Here is a 17,409-nt window from a genome sequence, read left to right on the forward strand (position 1 = left end):
CGGAAGCAATCTACTTGCAATCAGTTCGCAGCCTGTTACTGAAGGCAATTCCTTACGGTGTTGTATTGTTGGTTTCTGTGTGGGCCATCACGCCCGCCGGCTTGGCCCTTGAGCAGCGTTTAGGCCTGGATGTACTGTTCAAAATGCGTGGCCCGGTGGTGTCGCCACAGAATGTTGCGGTGATTGCCATCACCCGTAACAGTGCCAGAACCTTGGGGTTGTCGGAAAAACTATACCAATGGTCAAGGCAATCCCATGCTGAGTTGGTGAACGCCCTGTCCGATCTGAATGCAAGATTGATTGTATTTGATGTGTTTTTTGAGACTGAACGCGATCAGCAAGGGGATCAGGCTTTCGCACAAGCCATCAAGCAGGCGGGCAATGTCCTGCTCTTCAGTCGATCCCAGAAAGAAATGCTGGAGGGGGCAGAGATGGAAAGTTTTCTGCAGCCTTATGCCCCGTTTGCAGAGTCGGCATTGGATGTCGCCCCATTGATTCTGCCAAAAGTACCGGCCCGGGTCAGTCGGTTTTTTCTGCGGCACCCATCGTTCATCAATGTTCCCACCTTACCCACCCGGGCCTGGCGAATTGTCAGTGCAGACAATCCATCACAGCAGGGCCTTCCGGATCTGTCTGATGCAAGACCCGATCCGCTGCTGAATCTATATGGCCCGCCCCGCACCATTACCACCCTGGAGTTTGCTGATGTCGTCAACCGGACACCCCGGGCCCAGGCTGCCGTGGAGAATCGTGTCGTGTTTGTGGGCTATTCTGCAGCGGATCAGCCGGATCAGAGAGATGGCTTCTATACGTCGTTCAGCAATGACAGAGGGCTGGATGTGAGTGGTGTGGAGCTGGCAGCGACGGCCTATGCCAATCTGGCCGAGGGTCATTGGTTGCGGGAATGGCTGCCTTGGCAAAACGGGGTGCTGTTGTTGCTGGTGGGCATAGTGAGCTTTTCAGTAGCCCGTTATAGCGGGCCCATGGTGGCGGCAATATCCGTGGCCGGCCTGGCCTTGCTGATCACCGGTTTGATCTATGCAGCCTTTACCCGGTTGTTCCTGTGGCTGCCCTGGTTTCATACGGTTGTGGTGATGCTGCCGGTGGCCGGTGCCATGGGGATGTGGCTGCGTAATCGGGAATTGTTCAACCAGAAACGACGTCTGCAATGGGCATTCGGCAAGTATTTGCCGCGGGATGAATTGGAACGTTTAGTGGTACAGCAGGGATTGCCCGCGGTGCGCGATTACCATAACAGTGTGTGCATGGTGACGGATGCCCAAGGCTATTCCCGGCTTTCGGAAACACTGAGCCCTGCGGATCTGGGTGACCTGATGCAGTCATATTATCACGCGATTATTCCTCCGATCCGGCAGTCTGGTGGCATTATTTCTGATGTGGCCGGAGACGGTGTTATTGCGCTGTGGCTGCATCTGGATCGAGAAAACGCCTGGCAATCCCTGCAACCGGTGGTGGCGCAGATCAATCAGAATATTGCCCGCTTCAATGCAGAGCACCCGGGCAGAGAGTTGCCCACCCGCATCGGTATTCACTCCGGTGAAATTGTACTTGGACACTTCGGGGCAATGGATCATCATGAGTTCCGGGCCATGGGTGACATCATCAATACCACTTCACGGCTGGAGGGGGCCAATAAACAACTGGGTACTGAGGTGTTGATCAGTGAATCCTGTGCCCTCTCGTCGGATGATTCGCTGCGTTATCTGGGGCGTTTCAAGTTTGTCGGCAAACAGCAGCCGTTGGGCGTGTTCACCGTTAAAAATGTGCGCGATCCGGTGCTGCTGAAACAATATCGGCTGGCGATCATGAAACTGGAGGCCGGTCAGATCGAGGGCGCACTGAAGCTGTTTTCCACGGTAAAACGTTATTATGCGGATGACGGGCCAACGGGGTTTGCTGTTCAAAAAATAAACGCACTCATTGAAGACCACGACCTTGAGTTATTGGCGAAGGGCATAATTCCGTTTTCGTCAAAGTGATAATCGCCAATTTTCAAAACATTGCGGTGGTAATTTTCACATCTGTCTAGATTTGACCAGTGAAAGTGAGCAAAATGGCCATGGGTTTTAAGAGTGTGTTGTGCCTGTCTGTTGAGGTAACTCTCAGAATACCGTTCGTGACTGTTTAAACAATCAGGCTTGGTCGCCGTCGAATTGTTTTGAAATTGCTGGTAATCAACGGCGTGGCTGATCCAGCCTGACGCCGTAGTCGGGGAGACGTGCGTGCGAACATCAACAGCTTTTGTCATGTTGTGTACATTGACAATTCATTCTGTCGCCACAGCCTGTGATGAATGGGCAGCAATGGTGGTGTCGGTCAACGGTTATGTGGTGGTGAAGGACAGCCAGGCTCTGCATTCCTCCGGCGCCACAGTGCAACCGGATGCGTTGATCTGCCCGGGGCAACAGTTGGAAGTGGGTGCGGACAGCCGGGCGGCCATTTACCTCAGCAACAACAGCTTTGTGCGCCTGGATCAGAATACGGTGTTGTCCTTTCCATCTACACAGCAAGCCGGTAGCTTCTGGGTGGAACTGCAGCAGGGTGTTACCCATTTTATCAGCCGAATTACCCAACGCTTTGGCGTGAAAACACCGTACGCCAACGCGGTGGTGGATGGCACCGAATTTCTGGTGACCGCCACAGACTCCGCCAGCCAGGTCAGCGTTATTGAGGGGCAGGTTACCGTTGCCGGAACCCAAGTCAATCAACCAGAGAATCACCAGCAAGCAACACTTAGCGCCGGTAAAAAGGCAATACTGAGCGGAAAAGCGGATATCGACATCATTGACATCGCCACCACGGAGACCGTGGATTGGGCGGTGTACTTTCCCCCGGCCATGTTTATGGACCGGCTTCAGCAAGGGGCCAATAGCGAAGCGCTGGCTGCGGCCGCCGGTCACCTTGATCAAAACCGGCCTGATCTTGCCATCGAAACCTTGAAAAACCTGACAAACCCTGGCCCCCGCGTGAATATTGCGCTGGCAGCCAGCTATTTGTCAGTGGGTAATTTCAGTAACGCACGGGATACCTTGCGTGGTGTTGATTCGGCAGAGGCGTTGGCTTTACAGAGCATGATGAGCACCGTTACCAATGATCCGGCACAGGCACTGCAGCAGGCTCAATCCGCAGTGCGGGCCGACCCGCAAGCGTTACCGGCATTATTGGCCCTGTCCTATGCCCGGCAGGCCAACCTGGATCTGCCTGCCGCCCATGAGGTCGCCCGTGATGCCACACAAAGGCACCCGCAGGCAGTGGCTGCCTGGATTCGATTGAGTGAGACCCAGGTCGCCATGGGTAATATCAGCGCTGCATCCGACTCAGTGGCGAATGCACGCCGGCTAGATCCTGCATCCGCAGCAACATTGGTTCAATCCGGCTATGTTGATCTTTTTAACCATCGTTATTCTGCAGCCGAAGCCCGTTTCCGCCAGGCGGTGGCCAAATCATCGGAAGATCCCCAGGCTCGATTGGGATTGGGCCTGGTTTTGTTGCGCCAGGGTGAACTGGAGGCAGGCCGACGCCAGCTGGAGTTTGCGGTAAGCCTGGATCCGGCCCGCAGCGTGTTGCGCAGTTATCTGGGGCGGGCTTATTTTGAAGAAAAGCGCAACGGCGATGCCGCCACCCAATGGGAATTGGCCAAGCAGCTGGATCCCCAGGATCCAACCGCGTACTTTTATGAAGGCGTGCGCAAGCTGTACGCAAACGATCCCATCGGCGCCATTGATGAGCTGGAGACCTCGCGCCACCTGAATGACGAGCGCGCGCTGTATCGGTCCGAAACATTGTTGCAAAGCGATGCCGCCAGCCGAAGCGCGGCCCTGGCGCGCGCCTACGATGAGGTGGGTTATGATCAAGGCGTATTGCTGGAAGGTTGGAATGCGTTACGGGAAGACCCTACCAATTCAGAAGGACATCGATTGTTGGCGGACAAATATCGGGGTAATAGCCGCTATGATGCAGCGCGCGCTTCTGAGCTGTTGCAATCCCAATTATGGCAGCCGTTGAGTGCCTATCCGCTGCAACCGCAACTCGCGGAAACCGGCATTGGTTTCGTGGAAGGCGCCGGCCCCCAGCAGCCTGGCTATAACGAGTATCATTCTTTGTTTACGCAGGATGGGGTGTACGGGGCTGTGAATGGCTTTGGTGGCAGCGACGGCACCTGGGCCGATGATCTGGTGGGCTCCTTCCTGGCGGGGCCAATTGCAGTGAGCCTGGGTCAATATCATTTTGAGTCGGATGGCTGGCGTGAGAATGCGGATCAGGAGCAGGATATTTACGCGGGGTTAATTCAGTGGGAAATATCTCCAAATGTAAAAGTGCAATTCGAGCACAGACGTTTGAATTGGTATTCAGGGTACTTGGCGCCCGAGCTCGCAGATAGGCCAGAGAGCAGCAGATCCAGAGAATTGAACCGAGATGTAGACCGGCTGGCGATTACATCTAAATCTGAGAATGCTTTCTCTTGGTTGATATCAGTGCAAGAAGTATCAAACGAATCGGAAGAACTGGATTTTTATCTGGATCCTGATCCCTATATATTGAAAGACGACGTTAGGGTGTATGAATTTCAGGGGGTAACGAGAATTCATAAAGGAAGGTTAACTTTTGGAGCACTTTTTTCATCTGACGACTTTGTCGAGCGGTTCAATGAACGGCTGTTCGAGGATCTAGGCGCTGGTGCATCTTTCGAAGTGATTAATGAGGATTCTAAAGTAGGAAGTATCGAAACCCAATCTGTATATGGCTACTATCACTTCGATTTAATGGAATCTGTGGATATCGATTTCTCGCTGGCTTATTTCGATGAAGTAGTTGAGGGCGATGTTCGTGCATTCCAAAGCGAGCGATTCTCATCACTGTTCTTTTCATCTTATACAGAAGCTGAGAATAGATTTAAGGTGCCAGATAACCGTAATTACTGGTTGCCCAAACTTGGCGTTACCTACCATTTCGATAATTCAAGTAATCTGCGTGTGGTTGCTTTCAAGTCAGTTTCATCATATTCCTCGTATGTGCAGACCGTCGAGCCGGTAACTTTTTCAGGGGTGAGTCAACTATACGATTCAGATGCGAGTGGTACAGTATCTACGAATTACGTACTGAGATATGATCAACGTGGTGGAATTTACAAATATGGAATGTCGGTGATGCAGCGTCATATGGAAAGTCCTGCTGAAAGACTGGATGAGTACGTGGATATTGAGACTATCGAGAATAATATTAATGTGTATGTCTCAACCCGCATTAAAGACAGCATATCCGTGTCCGTGTCTGGCCTTTGGGTTGAATCTAAGTTCAGGGATGGAGATGACTTTAATCTTGGGTATGATAGGATTTCCAGGTATCAAATCCCCATAAAGATAGGGCTGTTTGATCGTAAGGCTGTCTCTGTTTTTCTTGAACAGGTATATTATAAGCAAAAGCTGGAAGTACCGAGTGATTCTGATCAGTTGGAAGAATCAACGTGGATAACGAATGTTGATGCACGTTACAAGATTGAAGGGTTCGATAGTTTTGTTAATTTTGGAGTGAAAAACATTCTGAATGAAGAGCAAGAGTTTCTTGGTTGGACTGATTCGTTTTTTGCTTTTTATCCGGCGCGACAATGGTTTGTTGGTTTTAGTGTTAATTTATAGGAGAAAGAAACATGTATAGGGTCTGTAACTTGGGTGTTATGTTGAAGATGTTGGTTGCCGTTACTGCGGCTCTCTATTTGAGTGCTTGCGATAACAGTCCACGTGGTGAAGATGGGGTCGACGAGGGGCGGCATGTCGATTTGCCTACTGGTAGCGAGTATATATTGCCATATGCGATTTTCTTTAATAAGCATGGAGCGGCAGACCCTGAATCGATTTTTGGTAAAAATAGAAAAGTAGTCATTCGGGATGTGGGTCCAGAAGATTTTCCGATTGAGGGTAAAATAAAACGCGTTGAAACGGTAACGTTAGTCACATATGAGGCTTCGTGTGACGTGCTCGTTAAAACCTCGAAAGGCTATAAGATAATAGTCATAGAAGATGACAACATCTGTAATGCGATCTATCCCTAGATCTTCAGGTATACTTTTGGTGATTTGGACTTAAATTGCTATCAATCAGGGCATCTTAATCCTACGTTTATTCTAAGATGCCCTGCCGCCTGCTCTCTTAGCAGGAGGCTTTTGTTGGCAGTGTTTCCAGATTCCACACAAACCATCCTCTCATAAGCGTCATCTGCAAATTGTCCCAAGCGTTTGCTCTTTTCAATCCAGGGATTCCATACCACGGCGGACTTGGCGTCCGGTGAAGTCAACTGGACTGTTCGCTGCCAACGGCTGTCCGCAATGGTGATCACCTTCGGCGTATCCACATAGATTCGATCCACCTCTTCGGCAATGGCGAGTGGGGTATCACTGCTATTCTCTTGCCAATCATCCAGCGTATCGATATAGGTGACGCCCTCCAGGTCTCCAATTTGCACACTCCCCACATCACTGATGGCAAAGTAGCTGTGCAATGCCTGACTGAAGTTTACCGTCTGGTCCGATTGATTGTTGGTGGTAAGACACATCTGCAGCGTTGTGCCGATTCGCATTTCCACGCTGAGTTCCACTCCGTTAGGGAACGGAGCCGGCCATATATTGGTGGGGAAACGAAACCGCAAGTGCACCCGTTCCTCATCGCTTGCTGCCCATTCCAGTAACCAGGGTTTGTCCCGCACCCAGCCGTGGGCAGGCAACGCACCCTTCGGTAAGTGTTTTTGTACCGATTCCGGGTTTTTCCTGGCATCCCCAAACCAGGGCCAGCAAATCGGAATGCCCCCGCGTATGGATTTGCCTTTTTTAAACTCGGCCAGCTCGCTCAGCCATATTACCGGCTGCTCGCCTGTGGGGGTGTATTCCAATAACTGGGCTCCCTGCAAAGCAATCAGGGCTTTCGCCTGGGGGTGATCCACCCGCAGGCACATCAGTTCATCGATCTGGCACAGTGTGACGTAGTTGATGTCCATAGGAGTTGATGTCCATAGGCATTCGCAAGGCAGTGGTGTGGCACTCAGTCTATCACCGGATCGAGTGATGTTAAATTCGTACAAGTCAGATTCGGACATTGCCCTTATGGTTGTGTCCTATCAGGTAAGGCTTCCTGCACAAGGTTATTCCTTACTGATTCATCACAAGGTCTGTTTCGATACCCTGAAAATGGTCTTTTTCAGGGTACGGGCATTGTTTGCCTGAAATTTCAGTGGCGGATCTAAATAAACATAACAAAAAGAGACAATTGCTTATGAAAAATGATAGAGCCTTGGGCTTAATCCTGGTTGCAGTGTTGATGCTGCTGGCCGGATGTGGCGGTGGCGTGGACGGGGTAGAAGGCCGTTATGTGGCGAAAACCGACGACGGTCTGGACATTAAGATGCGCCGCTACCGGCCCTCCAACGAGTACCGTTATCGCTCCGGTCAGCCGGTTCTGTTGTTTCCCGGTATAGTGAACAATTTTGATCAGTTTGATGTGCGCTCGCCGTTGTGGTTGAACAGCTATAACTATCAAATGCCGTCCGATGCGCCACAATGGGCGAAGAACGATCCTATCGTGCAGAAAGATAACCTGAAAATGTTCAGCCTGGCACATTACCTGTATTTGCGTGGCTATGACGTGTGGCTGGGGAATTTTCGTGGCACCGGCAGAGGCGATTTCAAGAGTGATAACGGCAATGGCAATACCACGTTAGATGTTTGGTGTGCGCTGGATTACCCGGCGGCGGTGGCTAAGGTGCGCGCAGTTACCGGCAGGAAACCTGTAATCGGTGGTTTCAGCACCGGGGCCATGTGCGCCTACCAGTATTTGCAGGGCACTACTATGGATGCCTCGGTTGTTAAGGCCGGGGAGTACCTGCCTCATGTGCGCGGCAGTACGACGCTGGCGGCTCAGCGCAATAACCAGGTAGCGGGTTTTCTGGGGTTGGATCCGGCCGGTGCGCCCGACTTTGCTTACAACTTCATGGTGGATAACGCCATCGGTTGGGATCTGTTGGCGTTGGAAGTGAAGATGGATCTGGATGCGGTGCTGCCGGTGGTGTTGTCATTGGTACCCCCCATTGTGGTAGCCGGTGCCACGGATATTATTTTCAAAACCATTTCCAATATGGCCGATGCGTTCCCTGTTTTATTGCCGGGTTGGATGGATTTGTTTGGGGCGATCGAGATCTGGAATACCGCCAATACTAATGGCTATGTGGAAGACTTTATGGTGCGTATCGGCTTGTCCGGCTTCTATATCGGTAACATCGCACAGTTCGCGGATTGGGGGCTTAATGATTTCCAGTTACGTGAACATTGGCAAAACGGTTACGAAAATCGCAATCGGTTGATTGCTGTGGATCGCGAGGCGGGTGACGGCTATTATTATTACAATGATCATATGGATCGTATTACGGTGCCGGCTTTTGCAGTGTTTTCTGAAAGCAATGGCGGCGTCAACCCTGAACGCATGAGTAATCTGCTGTTTGCAGGTAAAACGCAACACCCCAATGACCAATGGATGGTTGTTCCCGGTACATCACACCTGGATGTTTTGGTGGGCAACACTGCCCCCACTGTTTCGTTTCCGGCCATTGCAGATTGGCTGGATTCACTCTGATTCAAAGTTTGCCAGCATTAGATTGGGGTGGGGTGTGTCATATCACGCCCCACCCCATTCAGTGTTCAGGGCAGGTGAAAATCCTAAGGCGATCCGAGCGCTGAAAAACGAAAGAGGGTGTCATGCCAATCATGCTGCGAAATGTGTGATTGAGGTGGGACGAATCCGAAAAGCCCGCTTCATGGGCTGCATCCGTTAACGACTTGCCAAAGCTCATCAGGTTCGCGGTCACAAACAGCCGGTGCCACAGGCGGTAACGTCGTACCGGTACGCCGGTAATGCGTTTGAACCAGCGGTTCAATTGCGGTTGGGTTAATCCCGCCTTGTGTGCCAGCCATTCGGTGGGTTCGTTGGACAGCGGGTCGCTTTGAATTAAATCAATAACCCGTTGTATCGGCTCTACCATTCGGGACTTTGCAATGCTCACCGAGCCCTGTCTGTGGAATTGAGCATCCAAGATCCCATAGGCGTCTGCTGCCGGCGGCGTATCACGGACAATAGTGTGGAAATCCTCCAGTTGGCCAAGTTCATCCCGGCAGTCCACCAAAATGGGGCCGATGCTGCCCTGCATCATAGGGCTTAAGGCGCGCAAATCCTCACCCAGCGGATCCAGATAACAGTTCACCATGTTCTGGTTCCGCGGATCAGCGCCAAAGTGAGTGCCCGCCGGTACCAGGGCGGTGCGGGTTTCCCTTTTTTGGCCGCTGGCGTAGTCCCAGATCAGAAACGGTTTGTCCAGGCCCACCAGTAAAGTGGAGGCGGCCGGGGTCAGGTCGGGTATGGAGGGCAGCTCACCCAGATAGAGGGTTCGTCGTTTCCACAGATATAACAGGATCGGATCCTGATTTATGCAGTGTGTCATGGCTCTGTTTATTGTTTTTATCAAGAATGATGGTTCGGATTCGAATCAAATCGAACCTGACTTTGGGTAAATTATAGGGTTTAACAGGTTATGTAGGTTCGAATAGACATAATAAATAACATATTTAATAGAGCTAACAGGTGGGCATAAAAAATAGAACTCACGAGTTCTTGTCAGGCGGAGGCGCTTTTGCTACTGTTCCGGAACCCAGTGGTCACGCAATAATCGGTGAAGTTATGCCTACTCCAGAAGAACTAGAACGAATCAAGCTAGGCCCCCAATCCCCGCAGCAGCGCGTTTGGTGGGATCGTTATTCCCATCATAATTTAGAGCAATGGCGACAGGTCTGTGATGAGCGGGCGGATGCCTGTACTGCCCTGATCAAGCGTGGTCGCCCTTCGGATATGCTGGATCAAGTGGAAACCCGAGCCGCCACTGAAGGGGGGGCGTTCGGCGAATTTTTGCAGCACTGCCATCAGGTACCCGGCTGGGTGGATTTCGATATTCTGGAAGAGGGTAGCCGGGTATTTAAGCGCTACGCCCCGTTGCAGGGGCTGGTGTTGCTGTGCAGCAGCCTGGTGGAAGGCTATGCCTACAACAAGCCAGCCCAGGTGTTGGTGGCTACCGGGCGGCTGCAGAAAGACGTCACCCGGCGTATTTATCAAACCGGTCAACTGCTGCATAACATGGTGGGTAAGGATAACATCGCCCCCGGTTCAGCAGGGCACCGCACGTTGATGGAAGTGCGCTTGACGCATTCATCTGTGCGTCAGTTTCTTTGGCATTCCGGTAAGTGGGATGTGGAAAAATACGACCAGCCCATTAATCAGGAGGATATGGCAGGCACGGTTTTGGAATTTGATTTTATGGTGGCCCGTGGCATCGAGCGGTTGGGGGTGAATCTCAGTACCGAAGAAAAAAGCCTGATGCAGTATTTCTGGCGCTACGCCGGCTATGTGTTGGGGGTAAAGGAAGGGTTGCTGCCGGCCAGCCTGGATGAGCAGGAGATGTTGGCGTTGCAGTTGGCAACCCACCTTTATAACCCCACTCCAGACAGCGAGAAACTGGCCAAAGCGCTGCTGCGGGACATGGCCAAGGAGCCGCCATTCCATTTGCCGGAGGGCGTATTGATTGCCTTCAGCGAGTTTCTTATCGGGCCGGTGGTGGCAAAGGACATCAACATGCATGCCACTGCGGCAGATCGTGCCAAGGTGCGGCTGATTCGAGAAGCCATCCGGCTGGCGGCCAAAGGTCGTTACCTGGCGCCAACGGCCCTGCAGAAGCTGTTGGAGCAAGGCAATCACAGGATGCGCCGTAAAAATATTTTTGATGGATTGGGAGGGGATCCCAGCCAATTTGCCTTTCGTAGCCTGGCCTGACGCATATGGTCAGGTTCTGACCTGTACTCTCAGGTAGAAAACCACATTAGGTATTAAGGCCTGGTAGATTAATTAGGAAAAACAGCAAGATAGGAAGCCCGTGAAAGTTGGCAAGCTGGTTGCAACGTGTACAGCAACAGCGAAACAGACCAACGACGCTGTTCAACTTCTTGCTGGGAGCCCCATCCTGCGCTACGCGCAGGTGGGGCCTTTTTTTGTCTGTTTGTTCAAAAATTGATACAAAAACAACGCGTTATCCTGCTCTCCACCATGAATTGCCGACTGCTTTCGAGTATCATTGCCAGCCAACTCAATTGACCGGTTGTCAGAAGCATGTCAGATGAAAATGCCATCAATTATCGTGGCCGCAAGGCGTCTCGTGCCCGCAGTGAGCAGCGGCGCAAGGCCATATTGGAAGCCGCTTTACGCATCGTGGTAAACGATGGTGTGCGTGGTGTTCGTCACCGCGCCGTGGCGAAAGAAGCGGAAGTGCCTTTGTCGGCAACCACCTATTACTTTAAAGATATTTCTGATCTGATCGCTGACACATTTACCCTGTTCGCCGAAAACGCCATGAACGATGTGGTGCAACCCATCTACCAACATGTGGGTGAATTCATTGAGCAGCACAAAGCGGATGTGGGTGCCAGCCCGGAAGTGACTAATCAATTGCTGCAGAACCTGTCTCAAATGATAGTGAGCTATATGAAACTGGAGCTCACGGACAAGCGTGATCACATGATTGCTGAGCAAGCTTTCAAGCATGAGTGCCTGCGGGATGCCCGTTTGCGCAGCATTGCCCAGACCTATTTCGATCACCTGTTGGAAGAGATGGTGGAACTGTGTAAAGTCATCGGCGTGGAAGATCCGGAGATTGCCGGAGAGCTGTTGATGGGAACCATTTTTCGCATTGAGCATGAAGCGTTGATGATTCCGGTTGCACAGTTTGATGAGGATAAGGCGTGTCGCATGATCAGGCGGCAGTTGTCCGCCTTTCTGCCCTAAGCGGGCATCAAGGGGGAAACCATATGGGTGAAAGCATGTCACCAGAGCAGATAAAGATTGAACCCAGTTGGAAACAACATCTGTTGCCGCAGTTTCAGCAGGATTATATGCATAGCCTGCGTGACTTTCTGGTGGCGCAGAAAAAAGCCGGAAAAGTGATTTATCCGAAAGGGGATGAGTACTTTAATGCCTTTAACCTGACACCGTTTGATCGAGTCAAGGTGGTTATGATCGGGCAGGATCCCTATCACGGGCCCGGCCAGGCCCATGGTTTGTGTTTCTCGGTGCAAAAAGGGGTGCGTTTTCCTCCTTCATTGCAGAATATTTTCAAGGAAATCCACGCCGACCTGGGCTTACCCATTCCCACCAACGGCTGCCTTACCCACTGGGCAGAGCAGGGGGTTTTGTTGTTGAATGCGGTGCTCACGGTGGAACAGTCCAAGGCGGCTGCCCATCAGGGTAAGGGCTGGGAACAGTTTACCGATGCGGCGATTCGCGAGCTCAATGAAAAGCGGGAAGGTATCGTGTTCATGTTGTGGGGCAGCTACGCGCAGAAGAAGGGCCAGATTATTGATCAAAAGAAGCATTGCGTGCTCAAGGCGCCTCACCCCAGCCCGCTGTCGGCCCACCGTGGTTTTTTCGGTTGTCGGCATTTTTCCAAAGCCAACCAGTATCTGGAAGCCAAAGGCTTGACGCCCATTGACTGGTCGGTGCCTGAATAGACCTATCCTTTATCCAGTTTGCGATAATCCCGCGGTGACAGCCCGGTTACTTTCCTGAACAAACGGGAAAAATACTGGGGGTCGTCATAACCCAGTGCCTGTGCGACACGGCTCACCGGTTGGTTGTTGGTGTCCAGCAGGTAACAGGCCCGCTCCATTTTCATATGAATAAAATGCTGAATGGGGGAATACCCGGTGAGTGCCTTGTAGCGCTTGGCAAAATGATATTTGGAAAGATGGGCGGCTTCCGCCAGTGCGTGCAGATCCAGTTCCCCCGCCAGGTTGGCCATCATTAGGGCTTGAATGTTTTCCAGGTCGATGGGTTGCCTTGCCTGCCGGGATTGGCTGGCAGACAGTAGGGCCAGGTAGGTCAACATTTGCTTCAGTGCCTGGGAGGCATGGATCAGCGCCTTCATGTTGTAGCCGGTTTCCCGCACGCTGAACAGGGTATCGAAATCGCTGATGATGCGGGGGTGCTGCCCCACCGCAATCACAAAACAATTAGTGGGCAGATGTAAATTCGCAATATAATCCAGAGCCCTGCTTCCGGCAAAGTGCACCCAGCGCAATGACCAGGGTGTGTTGAGGTCGGCACGGTAATGGTGGGGGAGGCCTTTGGGCAAGACCATCAGATCACCGGCATGTACGGGGTACTCCACCTCGTTCAGCGTCAGCCAACCGTTCCCCTCGCTGCAGTACATCAATAAATTATCCTCGTGTTCCAGGCGCGTCATGGTGTGGTTGTGGGCTCTGGGGTAGAACCCCATGCCAGTGATATGCAGCTCTTCCGTTAACGGATGACGGGCCAACTGCGCGCTGGCGAAATGGGGGACAAAATAGCGTATGGCGCCGGGTTTGAGGGGCCATCCGGAGGATACAGGCATGTTAATACTCAGGTTTGGTGAATGACAATATAATCCATATTATGCGCAATATCGTCAATGGTAACCGGTGCCGGGCTATGCTACATATAGAGAATTGAATGCAGCGCCAAGGAAACGATATGACCCCCTCCAACCCCATCAAGGTTCAACAACTTATTAATGGTGAGTTTCAGCACAGTGCCGCCAGCCACTGGATTGATGTCACCGACCCTGCAACCCAGTCGGTCATCGCCCAGGTACCCTGTACCACGGCCGATGAAATGCAGCAGGCCATCGCGTCGGCTAAGGCGGCGTTCAAGGTATGGCGGGATACTCCAGTGCCGGTGCGGGCGCGGGTGATGCTGAAGTATCAGGCATTACTGAAAGCCCATCATGATGAACTGGCCGGGATTCTGGCCAAGGAAACCGGTAAAACCTTTGAAGATGCCAAGGGTGATGTGTGGCGCGGGATTGAGGTGGTGGAGCACGCTGCCAATATTCCCAGTTTGCTGATGGGGGAAACCGTTGAGAACGTGGCCGGTGGCATCGATACTTACTCGTACACTCAACCCTTGGGGGTCTGTGCCGGAATTACCCCGTTTAACTTTCCAGCCATGATTCCCCTGTGGATGTTTCCTCTGGCCGTTGCGTGCGGCAACACCTTTATCCTGAAGCCCTCTGAGCAGGATCCATTAACCCCCATGCGGCTGGCGGAGCTGTTCATTGAGGCTGGGGCTCCAAAAGATGTGCTGCAGGTGGTACACGGTCGCAAAGAGCAGGTAGACGCCCTCTTGAGTGATCCTGACATCAAGGCCATTTCCTTTGTCGGGTCTGTGCCGGTGGGGCAGTATATCTATCAAACCGGAACCGCCAACATGAAGCGGGTGCAGGCTTTCGCCGGCGCAAAAAACCACATGGTGGTTATGCCTGATGCCAACCGGGAACAGGTAGTCAATAACATCGTTGGAGCCTCCTGCGGTGCAGCCGGTCAGCGCTGCATGGCCATCAGCGTAGTGGTCTTGGTGGGTGGTGCCCGCGACTGGGTCGACGACATCAAAACCGCATTGGAGGGTATTCGACCCGGGGTGTGGGATGATCCAGAGGCAGCCTATGGCCCGTTAATCAGCCTCCAGGCAAAAGAGCGGGTACTGCGGTTGATCGCCCAGGGCAAGCAGGAAGGTGCCACTTGCCTGTTGGATGGCAGCGCATGCAGCGTAGAAGGCTACCCCGACGGAAATTGGGTGGGGCCCACGCTGTTTACCGATGTTAAGCCAGAGATGAGCATCTACAGCGAAGAGATTTTTGGGCCGGTACTGTGCGTGTTGTGCGTGGATTCGCTGGAGGATGCCATCGCCCTGATCAATGAGCACCCCTGTGGTAACGGCACCTCCATTTTCACAGCCAGCGGCGCGGCGGCACGCAAATATCAGCACGAAATTGAGGTGGGGCAGGTGGGCATCAATGTGCCCATTCCCGTGCCGTTACCCTTCTTCTCCTTTACCGGATGGAAGGCCTCGTTTTATGGTGACCAGCATGCTTATGGCAAGCAGGCGGTGCGTTTTTATACCGAAACCAAAACCATTACCGCGCGTTGGTTTGAGAGTGATATAGCCGCCAGCGGACCCAACATGACGATTCATTTGAAATAAAGCCCATGGACTTTGATTTAACCGACGATCAAAAGGCCTTCCAGCAGGCGGCAAAACAATTTGCCGCCGCAGAACTGGCCCCCCATGCGGCACGCTGGGATGCGCTCAGTGAATTTCCTCTGGCAGTGATCCGCAAAGCCGGTGAGTTGGGATTTTGTGGCATTTATGCGCCGGAGGCCGCCGGTGGCATGGGGCTGTCAAGGCTGGACGCGCACCTGATATTTGAACAGCTTGCCTATGGTTGTACCGCCACGGCGGCCTATCTCACTATCCATAATATGTGTACCTGGATGGTGACCACCTTCGGCAGCGCTGAGTTGGTGGCGCGCTGGGGAGAGGGCTTGTGCTCGGGGGCAACCCTGGCCTCCTATTGCCTCACCGAGCCGGACGCCGGCTCCGATGCGGCGTCGCTGAAAACCAGTGCGCGGTTACAAGGAGAATATTACCTGCTCAACGGCAGTAAGTGTTTTATTTCCGGTGCCGGTGCCACCGAGCTGCTGCTGGTGATGGCGCGCACGGGCGGAGCCGGGGCCAAAGGGGTATCCTGTTTTTTGGTGGAGGCCGATAGACAGGGGATTCGCTATGGGCGCAAGGAGGACAAAATGGGATGGAACTGTCAGCCGACTCGTACCATCACCTTTGATGACGTTAAGGTGCCGCGGGGGCAACGGGTGGGCAGTGAAGGTGACGGTTTTAAATTTGCCATGCAAGGGCTGGACGGGGGGCGCATCAATATCGCCACTTGTTCTTTGGGCACGGCGCAGGCCGCATTGGATACGGCGCAACGTTACCTGTTGGAGCGCAAGCAGTTCGGCCGGGCGTTGGCGGAGTTTCAGGGATTACAGTTCAAGCTGGCCGATATGTTGACGCAGCTGGTGGCGGCCCGCCAGATGGTGCGGCTGGCCGCGGTGAAGCTGGATCAGAAAGATGGCGATGCCAGTGTCTATTCCGCCATGGCAAAACGTTTTGCCACCGATGCCGGGTTCCAGGTTTGCAACGACGCCCTGCAGATTCATGGTGGCTATGGTTATATCAAAGAGTATCCCCTGGAGCGCCATGTGCGTGACACGCGGGTACATCAGATTCTTGAGGGTACCAACGAAATCATGCGCATGATCATTGCACGGCGCGCACTGATGGAAGGTGCAACGGAGGTTATTCAGTGACAGAAAGTGTGGTGTTTGATGTATTGCCGGCGGCCAATGACAAGAAAATTGGCATCGCGACGTTGAACGTGGAGAAAAAGCTCAACTCCCTGACGCAGCAGATGGTGATGTTGTTAACGGATCAGCTCATACAATGGGAACAGGATGACAGCATCGTCTGCATCTGGTTGCAGGGCGCAGGAGAGAAGGCGTTCTGCGCCGGTGGCGATGTGCGTTGCCTGCGGGATCGAATTGCCGAAGTGGGGGCACAGGCAGCATTACCCTACGTACAGTCTTTCTTTGAAAACGAGTACCGGCTCGATTATTTGATTCACTGCTATTCCAAGCCGATCATCTGTTGGGGACACGGTATTGTGATGGGGGGTGGAATCGGCTTGATGTCCGGGGCATCACACCGTGTGGTTACTGAAACCTCCCGTTTGGCCATGCCGGAAATCACCATTGGCCTGTATCCGGATGTAGGGGGTACCTGGTTTTTGAATCATGCGCCGGGGCGCACCGGCTTGTTTCTTGGTTTGACCGGTGCCAATTTCAACGCGGCGGATGCGATGTTCGTGGGTATGGCGGATCGTTTCATCCCCAGCATGAAGAAGCAGTCTGTACTGGATGGCTTGCAAAAGCAGGCATGGACGGATTGCACGCGGGAAAATGAGGTTTTGGTGGGCACGGTGTTGCGTTCCTGCGAGGTGCTGGATTTGATGCCGGCAGGCAATGTCCGCCAGCACTATGATGTGATTCAGGCGGTGACGGACGCCGATAGCGCCGCCGGCGTGGCGGCCAACATTCTGGCCATCGACAGTGACGAGAAATGGCTGCAAAAAGCGGCGGCCACTTTGAAGTCGGGATGCCCCAGTACCGCTCACCTGGTGTTTGAACAGTTGCGGCGGGGCAAAAAGCTGTCCTTGCCGGAGGTGTTTCAGATGGAGCTGGTGATGTCGCTGCAATGTGCGTTGCACCCGGATTTTCCGGAGGGAGTACGGGCACTGTTGGTGGACAAAGACGGCGCACCGCAATGGCAGCACCAATCGGTTGCGGAGGTCAGCCCCCAGTGGGTGGAAGAACATTTTCAGGCGCCGTGGCCGGATGGTGTAAATCCATTGCAGGATCTGGCCTGGTAAACAGCGGAG

Annotated in this window: 13 protein-coding genes; 10 read left to right on the forward strand and 3 right to left on the reverse strand. The window is 52.9% G+C overall.

What is annotated here, in order from left to right:
* Nucleotides 1-14 precede the first annotated feature (14 nt).
* From D9N13_RS14760 to D9N13_RS14770, 3 genes are all read left to right on the forward strand, one after another.
* Complete coding sequence (locus tag D9N13_RS14760; protein WP_290591679.1) at nt 15-2,000, forward strand: CHASE2 domain-containing protein; 1,986 nt, start codon at nt 15-17, stop codon at nt 1,998-2,000.
* Nucleotides 2,001-2,324: 324 nt separating this feature from the next.
* Nucleotides 2,325-5,657 (forward strand): FecR domain-containing protein, encoded by a 3,333-nt coding sequence (locus D9N13_RS14765; RefSeq protein ID WP_290593084.1) that lies wholly within the window; start codon nt 2,325-2,327, stop codon nt 5,655-5,657.
* Between the two features lie 47 nt (nt 5,658-5,704).
* Nucleotides 5,705-6,070 carry a hypothetical protein gene (locus D9N13_RS14770; protein ID WP_290591681.1) on the forward strand — a complete coding sequence of 122 codons (366 nt, stop codon included), beginning with the start codon at nt 5,705-5,707 and terminating at the stop codon, nt 6,068-6,070.
* Nucleotides 6,071-6,111: 41 nt separating this feature from the next.
* Here the strand turns inward: D9N13_RS14770 and D9N13_RS14775 are convergent, their stop codons facing one another.
* Nucleotides 6,112-7,008, reverse strand: a complete 897-nt coding sequence (locus D9N13_RS14775) for a D-hexose-6-phosphate mutarotase (RefSeq protein WP_290591683.1) — start codon at nt 7,006-7,008, stop codon at nt 6,112-6,114.
* A 275-nt stretch (nt 7,009-7,283) separates the two neighbouring features.
* On the opposite strand from D9N13_RS14775, the gene D9N13_RS14780 reads away from it, so the two are divergent.
* On the forward strand, nt 7,284-8,636 hold the full coding sequence (locus D9N13_RS14780; protein ID WP_290591685.1) for an alpha/beta fold hydrolase: 1,353 nt from the start codon (nt 7,284-7,286) through the stop codon (nt 8,634-8,636).
* A gap of 58 nt (nt 8,637-8,694) precedes the next feature.
* Here D9N13_RS14780 and D9N13_RS14785 read toward each other — a convergent pair whose 3' ends face one another.
* Nucleotides 8,695-9,498, reverse strand: a complete 804-nt coding sequence (locus D9N13_RS14785; RefSeq protein ID WP_290591687.1) for a helix-turn-helix domain-containing protein — start codon at nt 9,496-9,498, stop codon at nt 8,695-8,697.
* 236 nt (nt 9,499-9,734) lie between these two features.
* On the opposite strand from D9N13_RS14785, the gene D9N13_RS14790 reads away from it, so the two are divergent.
* The 3 genes from D9N13_RS14790 to ung all read left to right on the forward strand — a co-directional run bounded on the left by D9N13_RS14790 (nt 9,735) and on the right by ung (nt 12,604).
* Nucleotides 9,735-10,877, forward strand: coding sequence for an oxygenase MpaB family protein (locus D9N13_RS14790; RefSeq protein WP_290591689.1), 1,143 nt, complete (start codon nt 9,735-9,737; stop codon nt 10,875-10,877).
* A 333-nt stretch (nt 10,878-11,210) separates the two neighbouring features.
* Complete coding sequence (locus tag D9N13_RS14795; RefSeq protein WP_290591691.1) at nt 11,211-11,882, forward strand: TetR/AcrR family transcriptional regulator; 672 nt, start codon at nt 11,211-11,213, stop codon at nt 11,880-11,882.
* 23 nt (nt 11,883-11,905) lie between these two features.
* The gene (gene ung, locus D9N13_RS14800) at nt 11,906-12,604 is read left to right on the forward strand and encodes a uracil-DNA glycosylase (protein ID WP_290591692.1); all 699 of its coding nucleotides are present in this window, start codon (nt 11,906-11,908) and stop codon (nt 12,602-12,604) included.
* 2 nt (nt 12,605-12,606) lie between these two features.
* On the opposite strand, the gene D9N13_RS14805 is transcribed toward ung, so the two are convergent.
* A complete protein-coding gene (locus D9N13_RS14805) occupies nt 12,607-13,488 on the reverse strand; it encodes a helix-turn-helix domain-containing protein (RefSeq protein WP_290591694.1) in 882 nt (293 codons plus the stop codon).
* A gap of 98 nt (nt 13,489-13,586) precedes the next feature.
* On the opposite strand from D9N13_RS14805, the gene D9N13_RS14810 reads away from it, so the two are divergent.
* Genes D9N13_RS14810 through D9N13_RS14820 form a run of 3 tightly spaced genes read left to right on the forward strand, consistent with a single transcriptional unit; the run spans nt 13,587 to nt 17,400 of the window.
* Nucleotides 13,587-15,116 carry a CoA-acylating methylmalonate-semialdehyde dehydrogenase gene (locus tag D9N13_RS14810; RefSeq protein WP_290591696.1) on the forward strand — a complete coding sequence of 510 codons (1,530 nt, stop codon included), beginning with the start codon at nt 13,587-13,589 and terminating at the stop codon, nt 15,114-15,116.
* A gap of 5 nt (nt 15,117-15,121) precedes the next feature.
* Nucleotides 15,122-16,282 (forward strand): acyl-CoA dehydrogenase family protein, encoded by a 1,161-nt coding sequence (locus D9N13_RS14815; protein WP_290591698.1) that lies wholly within the window; start codon nt 15,122-15,124, stop codon nt 16,280-16,282.
* The gene (locus tag D9N13_RS14820; protein ID WP_290591700.1) at nt 16,279-17,400 is read left to right on the forward strand and encodes an enoyl-CoA hydratase/isomerase family protein; all 1,122 of its coding nucleotides are present in this window, start codon (nt 16,279-16,281) and stop codon (nt 17,398-17,400) included. Before D9N13_RS14815 ends, D9N13_RS14820 begins: the two co-directional genes overlap by 4 nt.
* Nucleotides 17,401-17,409: the final 9 nt, after the last annotated feature.

The organism is Ketobacter sp. GenoA1 (assembly GCF_003671475.1).
Taxonomy (GTDB): domain Bacteria; phylum Pseudomonadota; class Gammaproteobacteria; order Pseudomonadales; family Ketobacteraceae; genus Ketobacter.

Coding starts and splice junctions, on each gene's coding strand:
- D9N13_RS14765 (WP_290593084.1), top strand. CDS start 2,325: ATGGTGGTGTCGGTCAACGGTTATGTGGTGGTGAAGGACAGCCAGGCT.
- D9N13_RS14770 (WP_290591681.1), top strand. CDS start 5,705: ATGTTGGTTGCCGTTACTGCGGCTCTCTATTTGAGTGCTTGCGATAAC.
- D9N13_RS14775 (WP_290591683.1), bottom strand. CDS start 7,008: ATGGACATCAACTACGTCACACTGTGCCAGATCGATGAACTGATGTGC.
- D9N13_RS14780 (WP_290591685.1), top strand. CDS start 7,284: ATGAAAAATGATAGAGCCTTGGGCTTAATCCTGGTTGCAGTGTTGATG.
- D9N13_RS14785 (WP_290591687.1), bottom strand. CDS start 9,498: ATGACACACTGCATAAATCAGGATCCGATCCTGTTATATCTGTGGAAA.
- D9N13_RS14790 (WP_290591689.1), top strand. CDS start 9,735: ATGCCTACTCCAGAAGAACTAGAACGAATCAAGCTAGGCCCCCAATCC.
- D9N13_RS14795 (WP_290591691.1), top strand. CDS start 11,211: ATGTCAGATGAAAATGCCATCAATTATCGTGGCCGCAAGGCGTCTCGT.
- ung (WP_290591692.1), top strand. CDS start 11,906: ATGGGTGAAAGCATGTCACCAGAGCAGATAAAGATTGAACCCAGTTGG.
- D9N13_RS14805 (WP_290591694.1), bottom strand. CDS start 13,488: ATGCCTGTATCCTCCGGATGGCCCCTCAAACCCGGCGCCATACGCTAT.
- D9N13_RS14810 (WP_290591696.1), top strand. CDS start 13,587: ATGCAGCGCCAAGGAAACGATATGACCCCCTCCAACCCCATCAAGGTT.
- D9N13_RS14815 (WP_290591698.1), top strand. CDS start 15,122: ATGGACTTTGATTTAACCGACGATCAAAAGGCCTTCCAGCAGGCGGCA.